We start from the raw sequence: 21374 nt of genomic DNA, 5'->3' as shown, positions 1-21374 counted from the left end.
TTACTCCACTGCTTTAGACAGATTGAAAGCCGCTTGCTGTTTTTTCGGCTCTTTTTCATACGGGTGTTCGTGCTCGGCAAAAAGGAAGATTGCCCCGAGATCAATGCCATGACCGTAATGGGCAGTTTCTTCAGGGGTTAGGTTCAATATGCGTAAGCTCACTTCATATACATGTTGGCGTGTTATAAAACTGATAATTTGTTCAAACCAATTGCCGGCAAGGTGCACTTGAATATCGGTATACATTTTCAGTGATTGTAGAGGATGGATATCTTTTGAAAACACATGGATTTCATGCTCGGAAAAACCGTGTCCCCTAATCAAGTTCAGTTTTGTCATAGCTTCCTCAATACTATACACTAAAGCAATTTCACGTCGATACTCCATCATGATCACCTCTTTTTTATTGTAATGGAATTTTTCATGAGATAGTAGTGATAAAAATCAATCATGCATTAATACAATTATAAAATGCAGAAAATTCGAAACCTATACAGTAATTAATCCGTAGAACATAAAAAGGGAGGTTTTACTTATGGGGAACTATTCCATTCGCGATTTTGTAAACAAGACGCAGCAAGACCAGAATGAAAACGATTATTTTGAATTGGAAACTGATCGCGTACTCGAAGTGAATCTTAATGGGGAAGTTTGGTCAAAAATGGGCGCGATGATCGCCTATGTCGGTTCGATCAAATTTGAGCGTGAACGGATTCTGGAACATGGCGTTTCGAAAATGTTCAAGAAAGCATTGACCGGTGAAGGCACGCAACTAATGAAAGCGAAAGGAAAAGGCCGGTTATACTTAGCAGATCAAGGGAAAAAGATTACAATTTTTGATTTGCAGAACGAAAGCTTGTGCGTGAACGGCAATGATCTGCTCGCGTTTGAGCCATCGATAAATTGGGATATTCGTCTTATGCGTAAGATGGCCGGTATGATGGCAGGCGGCTTATTCAATGTGATGCTGGACGGCAAAGGAAAAGTGGCGATTACAACCCATTTTGAGCCGCTTACATTAATCGTGAAGCCGGGTGAAACTGTGTATACGGACCCGAATGCCACAGTTGCGTGGTCCGGGAATTTGAAACCAGAGTTTGTAACGGATATTACGTTCCGCACACTCATTGGACGCGGCAGCAATGAATCTATTCAGATGGCTTTTTCCGGTGAGGGATTTGTCATCATTCAACCATTTGAAGAAGTGTATTTATCATCGGATTCATAATAGTTGCGGTAAAGTAAGGAGAAAACAGATGTTTTTAAAATCAGTCAAACTAAAAAAAGAACAAATATTGGACTATAGCGAGTACCCGTTCTCAATTCCATTTATTCGCCATATGGATGAGCTGGATGTGGATGCACGGGTCACGTTTTTTGTTGGAGAAAACGGTGCAGGTAAATCAACATTGCTAGAAGCCATTGCGGATCAGATCGGTTTCAATCCGGCAGGGGGGAGCACGCAAAACTATAAGGCATATGAAGTGCATCAATCCGAATCCGCACTTGGAGATTATGTGAAACTCTCCTGGTGGCCAAAAGTAACGAACGGATTTTTTCTTCGCGCGGAAACATTTTACCAGTTTGCCTCGCATTTGGATGATACCGATGAAAATGGCTACAAAGCATACGGGGGGAAGTCACTTCATCATCAATCACACGGGGAATCATTTTTCTCACTGTTCCAGCATCGGTTCACAGGTCAAGCGATTTATTTACTGGATGAGCCGGAAGCCGCGTTATCCCCGACAAGACAGCTAGCTTTTTTAACATTGATGAATGATTTGGTGAAACAGGGCAATGTCCAATTCATTATCGCAACCCATTCACCGATTTTACTCGGGTACCCAGGAGCGGTCATTTATCAATTTGATGAAGATGGCATCGAGCAAGTGGAATACGAAGAAACCGAACATTATCAAATTACCTCATACTTTTTGCAGCACCGTGAAAAAATGCTGCAGGATCTGTTCGAGGAAGATGAGGATGAACTGTAATATCAATCAAAGTGTTGCAGATTGCACGGCTGCTTAACAGCATGTATAAACAAAGGAGTGAATAAAATGGGATGGCAGCAATTGCACCAGCAAGCAGAGCAATATCACATTCAACTATTGAAAGCGGAAAAACTGAGCAAAAAAATCGAAAGTCTTGAACTTCAAATTCAACATGCAGAGCAGAATGTTGAGCAGCATGAACGAGATTTGCAAAACACACGCCAACAATTGAATAAACTCGAGGAATTTTCTTTCGTCAATCTTTTCCGCGGCTGGTCCGGGAAAAAGGATGAGCTAATCGAGCAAAATATGGACTCGGTAGCAGTTACCGAGCTAAAGCTGGTAGAAGCTCAGTTAATGTTTAAAGATTTACAAGAAGACCGGATTAAACTTGTACAACAATTGAGCATGATAAATGTTTCCAAAATCCGTGAACAGCTAAAGAAAATAGAAGACGAAAAGCAAGTGTGGCTAATGGCGAATGCACCTGCAGCAGCGAAAGAATTAACGAGCATCATTGAACAGGAGATTTTATGCAAACAGCTGAAAATCGAAATCCATGAAGCGATCAATGCGGGAAAACAGGCATTTAATAAGCTGACAGATGCCGGCTCCCAATTGCAGGACGCCAAATCCTACTCAACATGGGATACATTTTTAGGCGGGGGCTTTATCGCAACAGCGTTAAAGCACGACAAACTCGAAGAAACGAACAGCTATTTGCATGAAGCGCAAATGGCCCTACAACGTTTCCAAAATGAACTGCTGGATATTAAAGAGATGCGTCAAAATACACTGGAAGTTCATACGGATGGTTTTGTAATGTTTACGGATTACTTTTTCGATAATATTTTCACTGATTGGTCAATTCACTCTAAAATTACAACAGCAATCGATCAAATTTCGCGCGTGCAGGACGATGTGGCGAATACACTTCGCGATTTAAAGCAAAAATTGAGCATGACAATCGAAAAAGAACAGGCACTTCTAATAGAAAAAGAAAGCATTTTAAATGCCGATGATCAATCATTGTTTTTTCAAAAATAGAGGCGTACAATAAAGCGTAAACTAGTTATTTAAAGGAGTTATCGATTATGAACCGAGTAGTAGAAGAGTTTTTAGAATTAGTGCAAATTGATTCAGAAACTAAACATGAACAAGTGATTGCACCTATTTTAGTGAAAAAATTAGAAGAAATGGGCTTTGATGTTTTTCAGGATGATGCACATACACGTAACGGCCACGGTGCAGGCAATATTATCGCAACATTAAAAGGCGATGAGTCAATCGAGCCAATTTATTTTACAGTACATATGGATACAGTCGTGCCGGGCAAAGGCATTAAACCGGAAATTCGTGAAGATGGCTATATTTATTCTGACGGCACAACGATTCTTGGCGCGGATGATAAAGCAGGTATCGCAGCATTATTTGAAATGGCACGTCGTTTAAAAGAAAAGGATAGCGTACATGGTACAATCCAGTTCATCATTACAGCAGGCGAAGAAAGCGGATTAGTTGGCGCTAAGGAACTCGATCCTTCAAAAATCATCGCCAAATACGGTTTTGCTGTTGATAGTGACGGCAAAGTGGGCGGTATTGTAGTTGCAGCACCATTCCAGGCAAAAGTATTTACAAAAATTATCGGTAAAACTGCACATGCTGGCGTTGCACCTGAAAAAGGGATTTCGGCGATTACTGTTGCAGCAAAAGCTGTTGCCCAAATGAAATTAGGTCGTCTCGATGAAGAAACGACAGCGAATATCGGTCGTTTTGAAGGTGGTAAAGCAACAAATATCGTATGTGATGAAGTAGCAATTCTTGCGGAAGCTCGTTCGATTGATGAAACAAAACTGAATGCTCAAACTGATCATATGAAAGAAACATTTGAACGTGTGGCACAAGAGATGGGTGCGCGTGCTGAAGTTGAAGTGAAGTTAATGTACCCAGGTTTCCGTGCGACAGAAGAAGATCAAGTTGTGAAAGTTGCAAAAGCAGCGGTTGAAGCAATTGGTCGTACACCACAGCTCGGTATTTCAGGCGGCGGTAGTGACGCGAACGTTATCGCTGGGTTCGGTATTCCTACTGTAAACTTATCGGTTGGCTATGAGGAAATTCATACAACAAACGAAAGAATGCCGGTTGAAGAACTAGAAAAACTGGCGGATCTATTGGAAGAAATCGTTGTTCAAACAACGAAATAAGAGGTATCCATATGAGCATTGAAAAAGCAGTCGTATTTTTATGCGGCACAGAACAATATGCTGTGCCGGTTGAGCAGGTTGTTTCGATTGAAAAGCTGGAGCGTGTAACTCCGATTCCTCATTTACCAAACTACTTGCTCGGCTTTACGCGAATTCGAGGGGAACTTACACCAATAATCGATTTTCAGACCATTTTATACAATCGCCCGACAAATACACCAACGTCTAAAATTATTGTATTGAAGACAGAGTTGATTAATTATGGATTGGTCGTTGCCGATGCGAAAGAAATTATCGATTTTGAAGAAGGCGTATTAAAGCAGATGGGGCTAGTCAATTATGAAAAGACGAAATATTTTACGGCGGTTGCCAATTTGGAAGACCGCATGATTTCTTGTATTGACCCGAATATTCTCGTTCATTCGTTAGACGGCATCCGTGAAATTATTGAATATTTACATGAAATGAATCAGCAGGAAAACCAAACAAACTAAAAAAAGGAGCTTATCATCTGATCGTGATAGGCTCCATTTTTTCAATCGGCAGTAACTGCCTTTTTTTTGAATTGTTTAACGTACGCATAACCTGTGAAGCTAAATACAAAGATGGAAATAATTGTGAGTGTCAAAACGAGATTTTCTTCAACCCATGGAATATTTCCAAGTAAAAAGCCACCGCCAAGCCAGACAACTGTCCAAAGTACGGCCCCCATGAAGTTATAGCGCAAAAATGTCCCATACGAAAAGCCGGAATATCCGCATATAAATGGTGTCATTGTCCGCATCAACGGTACAAACCGTGAAAACGTAATGGCAACCCGGTCATAGTTTTCCAGGAAGTTCAGAGCTTTTTCATTAGTTTCCTCTGATAAAAAACGCCTAAAGAGATTGCGCTTCGGCGGAATTTTCCGTATCGATTTACCAATAAAATAGTTGCTGCTGTCAGCTAGCGTTGTCGCAATGATAAAGATGATGAGCAATGTCATAAAATCTAGCTTATCGATAGCCGCTAATGTACCACTTGTAAACACCGTACTGTCTCCTGGTAAAAACGTTAAAATCACAAAGGCTGTTTTCGTGAAAACAACCGCAAATAATAGAATATAAATATACAGTCCGAGTTCTTTTATGTAATAAAATATGACTTGGTCGATTTCCCGTAAAAATTGAATAATTTCAAGTAGCATAAGTAGTTCTCCTATCAAGAGGATGATTAAATTCAAGTATAGCGGATATTGGCTGAACATTGCTATAAAAAGTGCTGACTAAAAAAATCTAAAGAGGTGATGGAAATGAGTTTGACAAAACGCCCTAAAATTGAGATTTCAAAAACAAAATCTGAATGGCTGATGGATATGATCGGCTATATAGCATTAGCAATTATGCTCATTGTGCTATTCATGAACTGGCGAGAACTGCCGAATGAAGTGCCTGCCCATTTTGACGGCAGCGGCAATGTCGACCGCTGGGGCTCTAGATGGGAGCTGTTAATTTTACCGGGCATTGGAATTGCGATGCATTTCTTTTTAATGATTTTCGAAAAATTCCCCGAAACACACAACTATCCGGCCCGCATTAATGAATCCAATGCCGAGGTGTTTTACCGAAATAGTCGTCAAACATTAAATTATATGCGCAATATCATTAATATATTATTCGCTTATATCGTATACCGGTCTGTCACGATTGCATTAGGAGATGCGGCAACAATCGGCTGGCCATTTTTCGTCATAATGGCAGCGCTGTTTGGTGTGCTGATTTGGAAGATGATTAAGATAATGAGAATTAAGTAAATTTTAAAGATTGTGAGCGGAAGTGGAAAATTTCGCTGGTAAAGTGGAACTCTCCGATGTAAATTAGAACTTGGAAAGAGAAAAGTAGAATATTTCAAGGCAAAAGTAGAACGCCGCTCATAAAGTAGAACACGGCAAGCGGAAATTAGAAAATTTCGCGGGTAAGGTGGAACGTACCGGTATGAAAGTAGAACTTACGGCTACGAATGGAGAACTGAACTCGAAAAAAGTAGAACAATCGGATAGAAAAGTAGAATCCCTATCGAATAACTAAAGCATCTCATAAAGGAGGTGCTTTTTTCAGTGTGCAAAAATTTATTGAAAGAAAATTACATATTTCTGTATTTCGTTCGTCTATACAAGTAAGAGAGGTGATGGATTTGGATTTTGATGAGCTTTATGAGCAGGAGTTCCGCAAAACTTATCAGTACATACGCTACATGGTATCTCACGCACAAGTTGCCGAAGATTTAACGCAGGATACGTTTGTGCGAATTTATAAAACGGACTTGACCAAAGTAACCAATTGCCAAACTTATACGAGGCAAGTCGCACGGAATCTTGTTTATGACTATTATCGAAAGAAAGCATTAATAAAGTGGCTTCCATTTACAAATGCCCCGGAGCAGCAGGATTTTGGTTATGTACCGCATGAGTGGCTTATCCAGGAAGAGGACCGAAAACAATTATACGAGGCACTGCAAAAGTTAAAACCAATCCAACGTGAAGTTATCATTTACCGAAAAATCGAGGAGCTTTCAATTCTGGAAACGTGTGACATTATGGGGTTAACTTCGATGAAGGTTGCTAACACACAGCGGAGTGCGATGCAGGCATTGCAGAAAATTTTAGGAGGTGTAATCGATGAAGCTTGATGATCAATTAAAACAGTTAAATGAACTCCCTGAAAATGAATCATTAAAAAAATCCATTTACACCAACATTCATAAAAAACCTGCAAAACCCCGTAAGTCAATGAAGCGATTCCGTGAATTAGGTGTAATGGTGTCAATCTGTTTCATCGGCCTGTTTTTACTGTTCACATCGGACATTCAAAACAACCAGGCAGCATCAGGAGAGATTGCTAAAATTACCTCATATGAAAATAACGGAGAAAAGGGGTTTAGAGGCAGAACTTCGACACTTTTCGTAGGCGTGGAAAATGTTACGACAGATGAATTGACTTATTTATTCGAAAATATTTCAGAGCTCCCTTCTGTCATGGCTCCTCCAAAGAGTGACTTGCATTATGATATTGTCGTGCGGTATAAAAACGGAGAACTTCGAAAATTCGAATTGGCATGGAACTATTTATATGACGTCACCAACAATGCATATTATCCAGGATATGAACAATATCCATCCACTGTTTTAGCTCACTTGGAAAATGCGCATGATCGACTACAATTTCCTGTAATTTTTATTGCGCTAGGGGTTATTGTGATGAACTTGATGTCAACCAGCTACTACAGTCGCCGTCAAATTGAAAGGCCGAAAAAAATTCGTGGATTAGGAATTGCAATGACAATTAGCTTAATCATCCTCGCTGTTTTGGCCGCCTATTACTACTGGTTTGGACCACATTATAAGCCATTGCTCTTGTTATTAGTGCTTGGGTATGGATTAAGCATTTGGTGGCCAATTAAAAAAGAGATTACAAACTTGACCATATTGAAAGTGGAAAAGTACAAAATTATATTTGTTGTCCTGTTGTTCTTTATGTGGATTGTTATGGCGTAAATATTGAAAATGCACAGGCATGGCCGTTCATAAAGAAGCGGCCATGCTTTTGCGTGCGCAGATACTTACAATGGGAAAGGAATTTTTTTGAAACCTTTTATCTGAAAATTCGTATAAATAAACAGGCAAGGAAGAGGAGGCATTTGAATGAATAATCAATTTAAAGAACAGTTCGGTCGGTATTTTTTAGCCGGTGAATTTGAGGAAATCTATGAGAAAACAACAAAGTCGTTTCAGAACCTAGTATCGTTAGAACAATTTCGCCAGCTTTCTTTAGACTATAATTCAAATGTGAGTAGTTATACGTGTATCGTGTCCAATACATTTCAAGGGCTTGATCGGCATATTTGGGTTGATGAAACTTATTCCAAAGCAGTTGTAATAGCATATGACAGGCAGGATATTATTCAGGCAATCTATTTAAAACCGTTTGCAACCTATCCAAACAGCGATCAAATATGGACGAAAAATACATACAACATGCCGATTAATGATGAATGGTATGTTTTTTGGGGCGGCACGAACGAGTTTATCAACTATCATTATCCGTATGAACAGCAGCGTTATGCTTACGATTTAGTCAAAATGGTCAATAACGAAACATATAAAAACTCGACACAGCAAAATGAAAATTACTATGCATTTGGAGCCGAAGTCGTAGCACCAGCTGATGGTGTAGTTGTCAAAGTGATTGACGGTATTTCAGACAATGTTCCTGGTGAGATGGATGAAGAAAATCTAGTAGGAAACTATTGCATCATCGCGCATGAACACAATGAATACAGTATGATTGCCCATTTTAAGAAGGATTCTATTTGTGTGAAAACAGGAGATAAAGTGAAAGCAGGTCAACTGCTCGGCTTATGCGGGAATTCCGGCAATTCCTCGGAAGCACATATTCATTTTCAAGTAATGGATCATCAGGATTTCCTGCAAGCAAAATCACTGCGTATCAAATTTCATGGGGGCGCAGAACCAATCCAAGGTGATTTTGTGAAGCCTAGCTCAGCAAGCAAACCACAGTGAAATACGTTTGATAAAGTTGCAAAATCTATTTTGTCTGGAAAACTGCTGTTATTGCCCCCCTCGAATAATTGGGCACTTTTTTAGTAGTATAGGCATTCAAAGTGTAGCACAGCTCCCTTTATAGAGGGGCTGTGCTATTTTTACTATATTTATAATGAAAATACCAATCATTTTAAAACAAATAACGAATATTACATCCTATTATTCTTATTTATTTATTGTGCGATGAAAAGAAAGGATAAACTAGCATTAAAGTGATATAATGTAGAAAAATATGGAATTGGAGGCTGAGAGTGATGCAAATGATTTTAAACAATTCACAGAAGTTGACACAGGTTTTGTCGGCGAAATTGTTGCAGCATTTAGAAATACTTCAATTTTCTACGAATGAATTAGAACAATATATTTATGAAAAAGCAAATGAAAATCCACTTCTTTCTGTAATTGACGCAAAAGTAAAAGGAAATTACGAGGAAATTATGAAACTGGCAAAGTGTTCAATTAACACGTTTTCATCACACTGGAATAGATCCGGTAAAGAGCAATATAACATCATTGAAAAAACACTTGCGGAAAAAGTGAGCTATGAACAATTTCTAATTGAACAGATTCCAATGCAGAATAATTTATCCGAAGTGGACTTGAAAATTTTAAACTTTTTAATCCAGTCTTTAGATGATCGTTTATTTTTAGATACTGATTTAGAATTTGTATGCAAAAAATATAACACGAGTATTGTCCATGTCGAGGCAATATTGAATTTACTCCAAACTTTTGAACCGGTTGGTGTTGGTGCTCGCAGCTATACAGAGTATTTGTTGATTCAAATTGATCATGACCCATATGCTCCAAAAATGGCAGCCGAATTTATCATTGCCGATTTAAAGTTGGTCGCAACACAGGCAATTAAAAAGTTAAGTAAAAAATATAAAATGCCACTTCAGGAAGTACAACATACTGTTAACTATATTAAAAACTTGAACCCGATGATTACAGGAGATAAGGTGGAAGCAATTCCATATATCATCCCAGATTTAACAGTCAAAAATGTTGAAGGGGAATGGACGATCAAATTAAATCGTCACTATTTGCCATCTGTTACAATTGATGAAACTTATGTGAAACTACTTAAAAATGATGCGAACAATGAAACCTATTACCGAGATTCACTTAAAGATGCACTTGCATTAATGGAGGGCATTGAGCAGCGTGATAAGACACTTTATGATTTGGCTCGGTTGCTCGTACAAATACAGGAAGATTTTTTTGCAAAAGGAATGGATACAATCAAGCCGATGCGTTTAAAAGATGTATCTGAAGTACTTGATGTGCACGAATCAACAGTCAGCAGGGCTATCCGGGGGAAATATATTCAAACACCGCATGGAATTTATGCTTTGCAGTCTTTGTTTACAAAAGGGCTAACCAATGCTTCGGGCAAAATGGATTCCATAATGTATATTAAGAAGCGGATAAAAGAGCTGATTGAAGAGGAAGACAAGAAAAAACCATTATCCGATCAACAAATGACAAATGTTCTTAGTAAGGAAGGAATCCAAATCTCAAGACGAACTGTAGCAAAATACCGGGAAGAAATGAAAATTGTCAGTTCCGCTAATCGTACTTTCGGATAGATGATGCAATAAGGAATGAGATGATGCAGAATAGGACAACAATGATGCGAAAATGCATCACAAATATGATAGGTCTTCATTTATTTAACTACAATTAACTGAATTTTTAAATTTCGGCATGAAAATTGCTCCTTATAAAGTAGACATTGAAGTAGAGGAAGGATTTTATAAATGTCTACATTCATACACTGAGGGGTGAATTAATGGGCACATTGCAAAAATCATTAAAAACGCGTCATATTACGATGATTTCAATTGGAGGAGTCATAGGGACAGGGTTATTCGTAGGAACCGGGAAAAATATTTTAAGTACGGGTCCTGCAGCTGTTATATCGTATGCATTTGCATGTTTTCTGATTGTCCTGATTATGCAAATGGTTGGGGAAATGGCGACAGGAGAACTCGCTTTAGGTAAAAAAAGAGGTAGTTCTGCAGAGCTTGGTTCATTTGCTTCCTATGCTGGAAGATATATTGGTCCATGGGCAGGGTTTACTGTAGGCTGGCTATACTGGGCCAGCTGGGTGTTTATTGTCGGGCTAGAAGCGGCACTCATTGGAGGTATATTGCATAACTGGTTTCCGATTATTCCAGTCTGGGTTGGCGGTGTAGGGATTACTCTATTAATGACAGTCGTCAATATTTATTCTGTTAAATCATTCGGTGAATTTGAATATTGGCTGTCGTTTATTAAAGTAACGGCAATTATAGTGTTTTTGATTGTTGGTATTTTAATGATTGTGGGATTATGGCCAAATTATGAGCCGAGAAGTTTAGAATTATTATCATCGTACGGCGGATTTGCACCAAATGGGATTGTACCGGTTGCGACAGCGATTGTATTTGTAATTTTTTCTATTTGTGGTGCGGAGGTTGCAGCAATAGCAGCAGCAGAATCTGAAAATCCGGCAAAAAACATTGTACGTGCTATCCGCAACGTTGTATTCCGTTTAGGGTTATTCTTTGTCGGGTCTGTAGCGATAATGATTATGATTGTTCCATGGAACGATTCGGCTATGCTAGCTGCACCATATGCAAATATTTTAACAATGGCTGGTTTACCGGTTGCAGCACAAATTATACAGATCGTCATTTTTATTTCTCTAATTTCTGTATTAAATTCTGCTCTGTATACAAGTTCGCGCATGTTGCTTGAAATGTCGCGTCAAGGCGATGCACCGAAAATGTTCTCACAAATTAAAAACAAGCGGGGAGCACCAGTACATGCCATAATTGGCAGTACAGTTGTTGCATATATTTGTGCATTAATGTACTTCGTTTCTCCGGAAGTGATCTTTTACTTTTTAGGAAACAGTGTTGGGGGATTAATGATTGTTGTTTATATTTTCATCGCCATTTCACAAATCCGATTCCGTCGTCATTATGAAAAGGTTTCTGGTGAGCCTCTTGCGATAAAAATGTGGCTGTTCCCGTACTTATCTTATATTACAATCGGTGTTTTGGCGGTCGTTTATTTATGCCAAATGTTAATTGAATCTTTACGCTCTCAATTTTACTTAAGTACATTAGTATTGATTGGTTCCGTTTTTATATTTTTTGTCATGCGAAAGTTCTCTGTCAAACCAGCTATAGAGAAAGAAGAAAAAGTAGAGGAAATAAAGGATAACTTACTATCCGAATAGAATAGGTGAAGAATACCCTTAGATACAGGCTGTCTAAGGGTGTTTTGGAGAGGATGTGACCATTATGCCAATAGTAGGATTTCATAAAGGAGAGCATTTTTTTGTAGTAAAAAACGATGAAATCATTTTGAAAAGCAAAATCCAGTCGGACTTAATCGAAAATATTATAAATCATTATAAAAATGGAAAAGAGTTATTTGAGGTAGATGGCTACTTTGTACAAGTCCTGGAGTCGGCACAGGGAAATTTATTTAATGTGCGCTCGTTAAATCAGTTCAGCGACAGCGATTTTATGAATCCGCTTTCGACAAAAGTATTTAACTCCATCTCTGACGGCATTACGATTTGTGATCATCATGGCAAAATTTTGTTTCAAAATAAAAACGATATTGAAATTGTCGGTATTAATCTAATGGGAAGATATGCGAAAGATGCAATGGCAGAAGGATTGATGAGTGATTCGATCTCGATGAAAGTGATTGAATCAAAAGAAAAAGTAACAATTTTGCAGACGTTTATTAATGGCAAGTGCTTTTTAGTCACGGGGAAGCCAATATTCGATAATACAGGGGAATTGCAATATGTAGTCGCCATAACCCGTGATATGACCGAACTGAAATTATTGGAACAAGAAGTACAGAAGCTTGAAATACAAAATGAAAATTTTAAAAACAAATTACAAGCGATACATAAAAAAGAATCAAATATTATATCGATGTCCCATGCCATGGAACAAGTAGTAGATCGTGCGATGAGAGTAGCCGAAGTGGATTCTACTGTATTAATCAGTGGGGAGTCGGGGGTGGGAAAAGAAGAAATCACAAAGCTCATCCATACATCCAGCAGGCGCAGCGACAAGCAATTATTAACGATTAACTGCAGTGCGATACCTGAAACATTATTGGAATCGGAACTTTTTGGTTACGAAGCAGGTGCATTTACAGGTGCAATTAAAGGAGGCAAAGCAGGGCTGTTTGAAATTGCTTCAGGCGGTACAGTATTTTTAGATGAGATTGGTGAAATGCCCTTGCTGCTACAGGTGAAATTATTGCGCGTGTTACAGGAATGCGAGGTTCAGCGCATCGGCAGCGGAAAGCCGATACCTATTGATGTCCGCATTATAGCTGCAACAAACAGGAATTTAGCACAGATGGTAAGGCAGGGCAGTTTCCGAGAAGATTTGTATTATCGCTTGAATATTATTCCTATTGAAGTGCCGCCTTTAAGACATCGTCGGGAAGATATTATTCCGTTGGTGAATCATTTTTTAGCATTAATCAATAAAAAATATGGTATCCACCGGACGATAAAAAAAGACGCATTGAAAATATTTAAGGCATACAACTGGCCAGGTAATGTCCGGCAGCTCAAAAATATCGTAGAACGGATATGCCTACTTGCTGTTCAGCCTGAAATAACTGTGAATATGGTTAAACAGGAATTAGACAGCAATTCGGATATTGCCCATGCAATAGAAAATCTGCATGAGGAGAAATTTGTAACGAAACAAATCATGCATCCCAAATTTGAGGGGACGCTAAAAGAACAAGTGGCTCTATTTGAAAAGCAGCTAATTAAACAAGCACTATCTGAACATCCAAGCATTCGTGAAACAGCTAAGTCTCTCGGCTGTGATCAGTCAACATTGGTCCGGAAAATACAAAAATATCATTTAACGCGCAATATTTCGTATGAAGACAGATGATGTATTTATGCATCATTTTTGCAATTTTAAATTTAAATTGTGTAAATACCTATAAAAATTGCCGTTATAAATTTTATTGTATTAATACATGCAAAGCATGTTGAAATATCAAAAGACATCACTTTTGAATCTATTAAAATGTGGTGTTTTTTGTTGTTAAAAGATTTCTATATACTTATAATTCCCTTCAAACAAAGTTGGCACGAGAATTGCTCATAAAGAGGTGTAGGTAAATAAAACGAAATGAGGGGAACTATTTATGACAATTCAGTTAAAAGAAACGTTAAAAGTATTGGATCAGAAACATTTTCTCCATCCAACATCTTCTATTGAACAACAGCAAGCTGATGGACCGGCTGCCATTTTTACAGAAGGTGAAGGAATTTATTTAAAAGATATGGAAGGCAATGTATACATCGACGGAATGTCTTCTTTATGGAATGTCAATGTTGGGCACGGCCGTGAAGAAATCGCAGAAGCGGCAAAGGAGCAGATGGGAAAGTTAGCATTCAGCTCTTGTTTTGCAACGTTTAGTAATGAACCGGCCATTCGCTTAGCGTCCAAAATTGCATCAATGGCCCCTGGAAATTTAAATACAGTATTCTTCACTTCAGGCGGTTCCGAGTCCAATGATACGGCAATTAAATTAGCGCGTCATTACTGGGTACTGAAAGGTCAGCCGCAACGTCAGACAATTATTTCACGTACCCAGTCTTACCATGGGGTAGCAATGGGGGCAACAAATGCTACCGGGTTAAAAGCATTCCGTGACTTTACAAACTCACATGCACCTGGTTTCCATTATGTATACAACCAGTCTGCACGTAATTTACGTGACACAATAGAACAGCTAGGACCTGAAACAGTTGCGGCATTCATGTCGGAGCCAGTACAAGGAGCGGGTGGAGTAAATATCGCACAGGAAAATTATTTTAAAGAAGTCCGTGAAATTTGTGATGAGTACGGCATTTTATTTATTGCTGATGAAGTAATTACTGGTTTCGGCCGTACTGGTAAATTATTCGGTATGCAGCATTACGATGTTGTTCCGGATATGATTACGTTCGCAAAAGGTGTATCAAGTGGCTATGCACAACTTGGCGGAGTTATCATTTCGGAAAATATTCACCTGGATTTATGTGAGCTATCGAAAGGGACATTAATGCACGGCTATACTTACAGTGGCCATGCTGTAGCATGTGCAGTAGGGCTGAAAAATATTGAAATTATTGAGCGTGAAAATCTTGTTGAAAATGCAGCCAAAATGGGTGAAGCAATGCTGGAGGGCTTCCGTGTTCTACAGGATAAATACAGCTTTATCGGCCGTGTCCGCACACTCGGTTTACTTGGAGCGATTGAGTTAGTAAAGAGCCGCGAGACGGGTGAACTTTTCGACACTTTACTGAGCCCGATTTTTGTACAGGAAACGATGAAAAGAGGCTTAATCTTGCGAACAGTTACGTATGAACAAGATACGATTGTATTTGCGCCTCCGCTAATTTTATCGCAAGCTGAATTAAACGAAATGCTAAGAATTTTAGACGAGACATTTGAATTTGTGCGTAAAAATATTGTGGAGAAAGAAGGCTAAGCAATTAATTATCGGGATTCCAAAGGAAATAAAAAATAATGAATACCGTGTCGGCATAATTCCCGGCGACATTTTTTGAACCCTTCAAGGTCGTCAATGATTGCATTTAAAGCGGTTGCCGATGTTCACAACCTTCCGTATAAATCTTTAAAGATGTACTGCAAACTGTGTCTATTAAAGGAGGAATTTTATGACAACCATAATTAGAGAAATCCGTGAACAATTCAATCCGGCCAATCCGGCTGAATGTATCGGCCAAGTTGAACTTCTGACGGTAGATGAAACGAAAGCAATCGTTGCATCAGCCCATCAGGCATATAGAGAATGGAAAAATAAATCTTCTGTTGCTCGCGGCGAAATTTTACGTGTATTGGCTGATTTACTGGAAGAGGAAATAGATCTTGTAGCGGAAACCGCTTCACGTGAAATGGGAAAAACAAAGAATGAAATGATCGGTGAAGTAAAGCGTGGTGCTTCGATTTTACGTTACTATGCACAGGAAGGGATGCGCGCAACGGGTGAAATACTGCCTTCTGCCAATGAAGATAAAATTTTGTATACGAAGCGTGTACCACTTGGTGTAATTGCAGCAATTACACCTTGGAATTTCCCTGTAGCCATTCCACTGTGGAAAATTGCACCGGCTTTAGTTTACGGAAATACTGTAGTTTGGAAGCCTTCAATTGAAGCAGCATTGACTGGAAAGCTGCTTGGCGAATTATTCGAACGGGCTGGATTTCCGAAACACGTTGTCAATGTTGTACAGGGACGCGGTTTAAATGTCGGGCAAGTTTTATTAGAAGCCCCTGAAGTAAAAGCAATTACCTTTACTGGTTCAAACGGCGTTGGACAAAGTATTTTAAATACAGCCGGATCTACAAATAAAAAAATACAGCTGGAGCTTGGCGGGAAAAATGCTGCAATTATTTTAGCGGACGCCGATTTAAAATCAGCAGCAAAATTGACAATCGAAGGTGCAATGAAACAAACGGGTCAGCGCTGTACAGCCACAAGCCGTGTATATATCGAACAAACGATTTACGATGAAGTACTGGCGTTATTAATTGAAGAAACAAAGAAAATTGAAGTTGGTGTTACGATGGGACCTGTTGTCTCACGAGGACAATATGAAAATATTTTAGCGGCAATAGAAAAGGCGAAATCTGAAGGCGCAGAACTTATTTTCGGTGGTGAACCGGCTTTTAATGAAACACAAGGCTACTACATTCAGCCAACGATTTTCAAGAATGTAACTCATGAGATGGCGATTGCACGCGAAGAAATATTTGGACCGGTGCTGGCTGTCGTGAAAGTGAAAGATTACGAGGAAGCGATTCAATTATCGAATGATTCGGAGTTCGGTTTAAGTGCTTCAATCTACACTGAAAATATCCAAAAAGCGTTTGATTTTATTAAGCGCAGTGAAGTAGGGCTTGTTCAGGTAAATGATGAAACTGGCGGAGCAGAACCACAAGCTCCGTTTGGCGGTGTGAAAAACTCTAGTACAGGTGCTCGCGAACAAGGTCAGGCAGCAAAAGAATTTTTCACCACAATGAAGACCGTTACGATTAATACGAAATAGTCGAATGTTTTATCGGAATATTGAATTAAATTAAATTAAATTATAAAAACGGCCATATAATGTCCGCTTCATTACAATACAACTTCCTTATGAAAGAAGGTATCTCTATGACACATACTCGTTTAGCTATTGATGTTGGTGGAACTTTTACAGATGTTTTTGTATTCAACGAAAATACAGGAGAAGTGTTTGTAACGAAAACATCTTCTACACCATCTAACCCAGAAGAAGGCATTATTAATGGGATTGAGAAGGCTGGACTAAATGGGAAGGATATAAAAATATTCTCTCATGGCACAACAGTAGGCACAAATGCGCTGATTGAACGAAAGCTCCCGAAAACAGCACTGATCACAACAAAAGGCTTTCGAGATGTAACTGAAATTCGCCGTGGTACGAAAGAAGACATATGGGATACGTATAAAGATACAGCAAAGCCTTATATTCAAAGACGTGATCGATTTGAGGTTACAGAACGGACGGATTATGAAGGGAATATTTTAGAAGCAATTCAGGAGGACGAAATTCGAGCATTAGCAAGAAAGCTGAAACGCAGAAATACCGAATCTATTGCCGTCTGTTTTATTAATGCCTATGTAAATGGAGAAAATGAAGCAAAAGTAAAAGAAATTTTAAAAGAGGAACTGCCAGATGTCTATGTTTGTATATCCAGCGAGGTACTGCCGGAAATTTTTGAACATGAACGGATGAGCACGACAATTATTAATGCCGTTCTAGGACCGATTATGAGTAAATATATTAGTAAATTGAGCGATGAAATGCAGAAAAAAGGCTACGAAGAGGAAATTTTAGTTTTGCATTCAGGAGGCGGGGTAATGACGTCCAGTACGGTTCCTCGTTATGCTGCCAGGTTAGCTAGCTCCGGGATTGCTGCTGGAGCGATTGCAAGTAAACATATTGCTAAATTATGCGGATTTGATAATGCAATCGGTTTGGATATGGGCGGAACGAGTACCGACATCTCCCTTATGTTCGAGGGTGATATTCGTATTACAAAAGACTGGTCGATTGAATATGGTTATCCAATTGGGTTCCCGAGTATAGAGATTTTAACGATTGGAGCAGGTGGGGGGAGCCTTGCATGGAAGGATGAAGGGGGATCTTTGCGTAATGGTCCACAAAGTGCCGGTGCTGCACCGGGCCCTGCTTGTTATGGTCGTGGAGGAATATCGCCAACTAACTCGGATGCGAATTTAGTGTTAGGCCGTTTAGGTGTAAATTTACTGGATGGCACAATGCAATTGGATAAATCTGCAGCAATTAAGGCAGTTAAGTCCATTGCGGATGAATTTGACCAGACTGTTGAAGAAGCGGCGAATGCGATTATCCAAGTGGCCAATGCCAATATGAGCGATGCAGTTCGATTAATTTCGGTACGTCGTGGTTATGACCCGCGTGATTTTGCTCTCGTAGCGTTTGGTGGGGCAGGACCATTACACGGAGCTTATTTAGCAAAAGATTTAAATATCCCGAAAATAATTATTCCGACACATCCGGGCGTGGCTGCTGCAATGGGCTGTCTGCTTGTTGATGTGCGCCATGATATTTCAAAAACGTACGTGAAAAAAGTGACAGATGTGTCTGTTGAAGAGCTAACTGACCAGTTCAGCGATTTGCGAACTGAGGCAAAAGCACTGCTGGAAGAAGAGGGGATTTCCGAAGAGACTTCTACATTGATGAACTATATTGATCTTCGCTATAAGGGGCAATGGCGTTCATTGGCTGTAGTTGTTCCGGATGAATTAACTTCATTAGAAGATGTACTGGCTGCTTTCCATAAGGAACATGAACGTGAATTTGCTTTCTCCGATCCTGAACAGGCGGTCGAAATTTACGGTTTGCGTGTAACAGCCATTGGAACTGTGCCAAAACCGGAATTTCTGCAATATGAACCAGAAGGAACGATTGAAGATGCTTATAAAGAAACACGCCCTGTTTATTTCGAAGGGAAATTTGTAGATACGAAAGTGTATCACCGCGATAAAATTCCGGTCTACACACAAATACAAGGTCCGGCAATCGTAGATCAGTTAGATACGACGACAGTCATCCCACCAGGATTTACGGCGGAAGTAGATGTCTATAAAAATATCATTATTACGGTGAACGAATAAACGATAAGGAGGATGAATTCTATGAGTACGATGAAATTAGCAGAACATAATAAAGTGCAAAATCTAGATCCCGTAACATTTGAAGTGTTAAAAAACGGGTTTGTCAATCTGGTTGATCAAATGGCAGAGCAAATGTTACGTACATGTTATTCATTTGTGATATATAACCGTGATTTTAGTTGTGCACTATGTGATGCCGAGGGAAACACGGTCATGCAAGGGACGCAGGATATTTCAGTTCATGTAGGAACATTGCATTTGACGGCGAAGGCTGTTTTGGAAGATTTCGCAGATGACATTCATCCTGGTGACGTTTTTTTAGTAAATGATCCTTATCGTGGCGGGACACATTTTAGTGATGTCCGAGTCGTTTTACCTGTATTCCATGGAGAAAAACTTATTGCTCTCATGCAAACGAACGGGCACTGGGCAGATGTCGGTGGTTCAAACCCTGGATCTTTCGATATTACAGCGAAAGAACATTTCGGCGAAGGATTGCGCATTCCGCCTGTACGGATATACAGTAAAGGCCAGTACTTAAAAGATATCGTCAATATTATCGTAAAAAATATGCGGATTCCGGAAGAACGGATTGGAGATTTACGTTCACAAGTGGAAGCCGCAAAAGTTGGCGAAAAGCAATTAAATGAGATGATTGACAAGTACGGGATTGATACGGTTTTACTAGCTTTCGATGAAGTACAAAATTATGTGGAGCGCTTAATGAAAGCAAAAATCGCGGCTTTGCCTAAGGGGGAATGGGAAACCGTGGATTATATTGATATGGATCCGCAGCTTGGGGATGGTCTAATTCCGATCCGTGTGAAAATGACAATTACGGACGATGAGATTTTATATGATTTAAGCGGATCCCACCCGTACATCAGCTGCTTCTTAAATGCCGGTTTTGGTTCGGCACTTTCGGGAACTTATGCAGGGACAAAGACATTTTTCCCGGACATTCCGCTAAACTCGGGCTTCTATCGTGTCGTAAAAACATATCTTCCTGAAAATACGGTAGTCAATGCACCGAGTCCAGTGGCGGTATCGGGTTACTGTTCCGGGTCCTTTGAAAAAATCATGAATGCGTGCTTTGAATTATGGTCAAACATTATGCCGGAACGTGCTATTGCTTGTTCCTTTAACTTGGAGTATTTATTAATTGGCGGTTATGATAAACGGCAAAATGGCAGTGAGTACTTTATGTGGTACGACTGGATGGCAGGCGGTCATGGCGGTCGTATTGACCGAGATGGCGCAAATACAACTTCTCCGGTTTTCGGTGTAGGGTTAAGTGTTCAGCCATGTGAAGGTCAGGAACGGTTGTCACCGGTCATTACGACGAAGCATCAAATCATTACCGATTCTGCAGGACCGGGTAAATACCGCGGTGGCTGCGGTGTTGAAAAGGGCGGTATTTTAACAGATACCAATAATACGGTTATGTCCTATTGTTGTGACCGCTCCCGCTCGATTACATGGGGCATCAAAGGGGGATTACCTTCTATTCCACAAGGGGCTATTCTTAATCCGAATACAGAAGATGAAGAGTTTTTAGGGACGATTTTCTCCAATGTAGAAGTGAAAAAGGGTGATTCATTTACACGACCATCTGCAGGTGGGGGCGGCTTAGGCGACCCGTTAGAACGCGATATTCATGCAGTTTTGGAAGATGTGATTGATGAATATGTATCGATAGAGCGTGCAAAGCTTGATTACGGCGTAATTATTTATGAAATCGACCGGGATATTGATGCGTTTGAAGTGGATTACGAAGCAACATTAAAAGAGCGTGAATATATCCGTAATAACCGGTGTCAATGGTTGGAAATGGATTCTCATGAGGTTGAAGGCCTGTACAATGCAGGCGTGATTAATCAAATGGATGTCGTTCGCCGCCATGGTGTAATTATGGATTATAAAACGAATAAAGTTTTACCGATATCAACTATGCAATACAGAGAAGAGATGAAAAAACGTTCACTTGTTTTTTGGGCATAAGAAACGGAGCTTGCGAAATCCTATGCAGGATTAACTCTGCATAGGGTTTTTATTTTAGGTTTGAGCTTTAAACTTGAGGCTTTAAGAAAGAATCGGAATTTTGCTGACTTTATAATATAGATGTATTAATATTTGGTAATGATAACCAAAATGGTATGAGAGGTGTTATGAAATGGTACGAAGTAGAGGTATATATGAAGTGCACATCATTGGTAATCCGCTTGTATGTTTATTTTGCCAAGATAAGAAATTCAGACACCGTGAAGTATATGTTAAATTGACAGTTGAATAATTTATATATGATTGACAGATAAATCGTACTAGCAG

At 39.5% G+C, this 21374-nt stretch carries 18 protein-coding genes; 16 read left to right on the top strand and 2 right to left on the bottom strand.

Annotation, left to right across the window (positions count from 1 at the left end):
- A complete protein-coding gene (locus MKY07_RS11515) occupies positions 1-387 on the bottom strand; it encodes a general stress protein (RefSeq protein ID WP_014823499.1) in 387 nt (128 codons plus the stop codon).
- Positions 388-535: 148 nt separating this feature from the next.
- On the opposite strand from MKY07_RS11515, the gene MKY07_RS11510 reads away from it, so the two are divergent.
- The 5 genes from MKY07_RS11510 (at position 536) to MKY07_RS11490 (ending at position 4695) form a co-directional block, all read left to right on the top strand.
- Positions 536-1228, top strand: a complete 693-nt coding sequence (locus MKY07_RS11510; protein ID WP_008404184.1) for an AIM24 family protein — start codon at positions 536-538, stop codon at positions 1226-1228.
- Positions 1229-1256: 28 nt separating this feature from the next.
- Positions 1257-1997, top strand: coding sequence for an AAA family ATPase (locus MKY07_RS11505; RefSeq protein ID WP_014823501.1), 741 nt, complete (start codon positions 1257-1259; stop codon positions 1995-1997).
- A 66-nt stretch (positions 1998-2063) separates the two neighbouring features.
- Positions 2064-3044, top strand: a complete 981-nt coding sequence (locus MKY07_RS11500) for a hypothetical protein (protein ID WP_339262255.1) — start codon at positions 2064-2066, stop codon at positions 3042-3044.
- A 47-nt stretch (positions 3045-3091) separates the two neighbouring features.
- The gene (locus tag MKY07_RS11495; protein ID WP_014823503.1) at positions 3092-4201 is read left to right on the top strand and encodes a M20/M25/M40 family metallo-hydrolase; all 1110 of its coding nucleotides are present in this window, start codon (positions 3092-3094) and stop codon (positions 4199-4201) included.
- A gap of 11 nt (positions 4202-4212) precedes the next feature.
- A complete protein-coding gene (locus MKY07_RS11490; RefSeq protein WP_008404176.1) occupies positions 4213-4695 on the top strand; it encodes a chemotaxis protein CheW in 483 nt (160 codons plus the stop codon).
- Between the two features lie 41 nt (positions 4696-4736).
- Here MKY07_RS11490 and MKY07_RS11485 read toward each other — a convergent pair whose 3' ends face one another.
- Positions 4737-5387, bottom strand: a complete 651-nt coding sequence (locus MKY07_RS11485) for a VTT domain-containing protein (RefSeq protein ID WP_008404175.1) — start codon at positions 5385-5387, stop codon at positions 4737-4739.
- Between the two features lie 105 nt (positions 5388-5492).
- On the opposite strand from MKY07_RS11485, the gene MKY07_RS11480 reads away from it, so the two are divergent.
- From MKY07_RS11480 to MKY07_RS11430, 11 genes are all read left to right on the top strand, one after another.
- Positions 5493-5993 (top strand): DUF1648 domain-containing protein, encoded by a 501-nt coding sequence (locus MKY07_RS11480; RefSeq protein WP_339262252.1) that lies wholly within the window; start codon positions 5493-5495, stop codon positions 5991-5993.
- 305 nt (positions 5994-6298) lie between these two features.
- Entirely contained in the window at positions 6299-6868 is a 570-nt protein-coding gene (locus MKY07_RS11475) for an RNA polymerase sigma factor (protein WP_231918640.1), read from the top strand.
- Entirely contained in the window at positions 6858-7733 is an 876-nt protein-coding gene (locus MKY07_RS11470; RefSeq protein WP_339262250.1) for a dehydrogenase, read from the top strand. Before MKY07_RS11475 ends, MKY07_RS11470 begins: the two co-directional genes overlap by 11 nt.
- Before the next feature lie 147 nt (positions 7734-7880).
- The gene (locus MKY07_RS11465) at positions 7881-8759 is read left to right on the top strand and encodes a M23 family metallopeptidase (RefSeq protein WP_339262248.1); all 879 of its coding nucleotides are present in this window, start codon (positions 7881-7883) and stop codon (positions 8757-8759) included.
- 296 nt (positions 8760-9055) lie between these two features.
- Positions 9056-10393, top strand: coding sequence for an RNA polymerase factor sigma-54 (gene rpoN / locus MKY07_RS11460; RefSeq protein ID WP_065215729.1), 1338 nt, complete (start codon positions 9056-9058; stop codon positions 10391-10393).
- 203 nt (positions 10394-10596) lie between these two features.
- Positions 10597-12033 carry an amino acid permease gene (locus MKY07_RS11455; RefSeq protein ID WP_339262246.1) on the top strand — a complete coding sequence of 479 codons (1437 nt, stop codon included), beginning with the start codon at positions 10597-10599 and terminating at the stop codon, positions 12031-12033.
- A gap of 64 nt (positions 12034-12097) precedes the next feature.
- On the top strand, positions 12098-13738 hold the full coding sequence (locus MKY07_RS11450) for a sigma 54-interacting transcriptional regulator (RefSeq protein ID WP_065215731.1): 1641 nt from the start codon (positions 12098-12100) through the stop codon (positions 13736-13738).
- A 259-nt stretch (positions 13739-13997) separates the two neighbouring features.
- Positions 13998-15329, top strand: a complete 1332-nt coding sequence (locus tag MKY07_RS11445; RefSeq protein WP_014823512.1) for an aspartate aminotransferase family protein — start codon at positions 13998-14000, stop codon at positions 15327-15329.
- 190 nt (positions 15330-15519) lie between these two features.
- Positions 15520-16911 carry an aldehyde dehydrogenase family protein gene (locus tag MKY07_RS11440; protein WP_339262242.1) on the top strand — a complete coding sequence of 464 codons (1392 nt, stop codon included), beginning with the start codon at positions 15520-15522 and terminating at the stop codon, positions 16909-16911.
- 107 nt (positions 16912-17018) lie between these two features.
- Positions 17019-19046, top strand: a complete 2028-nt coding sequence (locus MKY07_RS11435) for a hydantoinase/oxoprolinase family protein (protein ID WP_065215733.1) — start codon at positions 17019-17021, stop codon at positions 19044-19046.
- Between the two features lie 21 nt (positions 19047-19067).
- Complete coding sequence (locus MKY07_RS11430; RefSeq protein ID WP_339262239.1) at positions 19068-21047, top strand: hydantoinase B/oxoprolinase family protein; 1980 nt, start codon at positions 19068-19070, stop codon at positions 21045-21047.
- The last annotated feature ends 327 nt before the right edge of the window (positions 21048-21374 follow it).

This window comes from Solibacillus sp. FSL W7-1472, assembly GCF_037969775.1.
GTDB lineage: Bacteria > Bacillota > Bacilli > Bacillales_A > Planococcaceae > Solibacillus > Solibacillus silvestris.
Note: the sequence above shows the minus strand (reverse complement) of the source record. Positions and strands in the feature narration are given on the sequence as shown.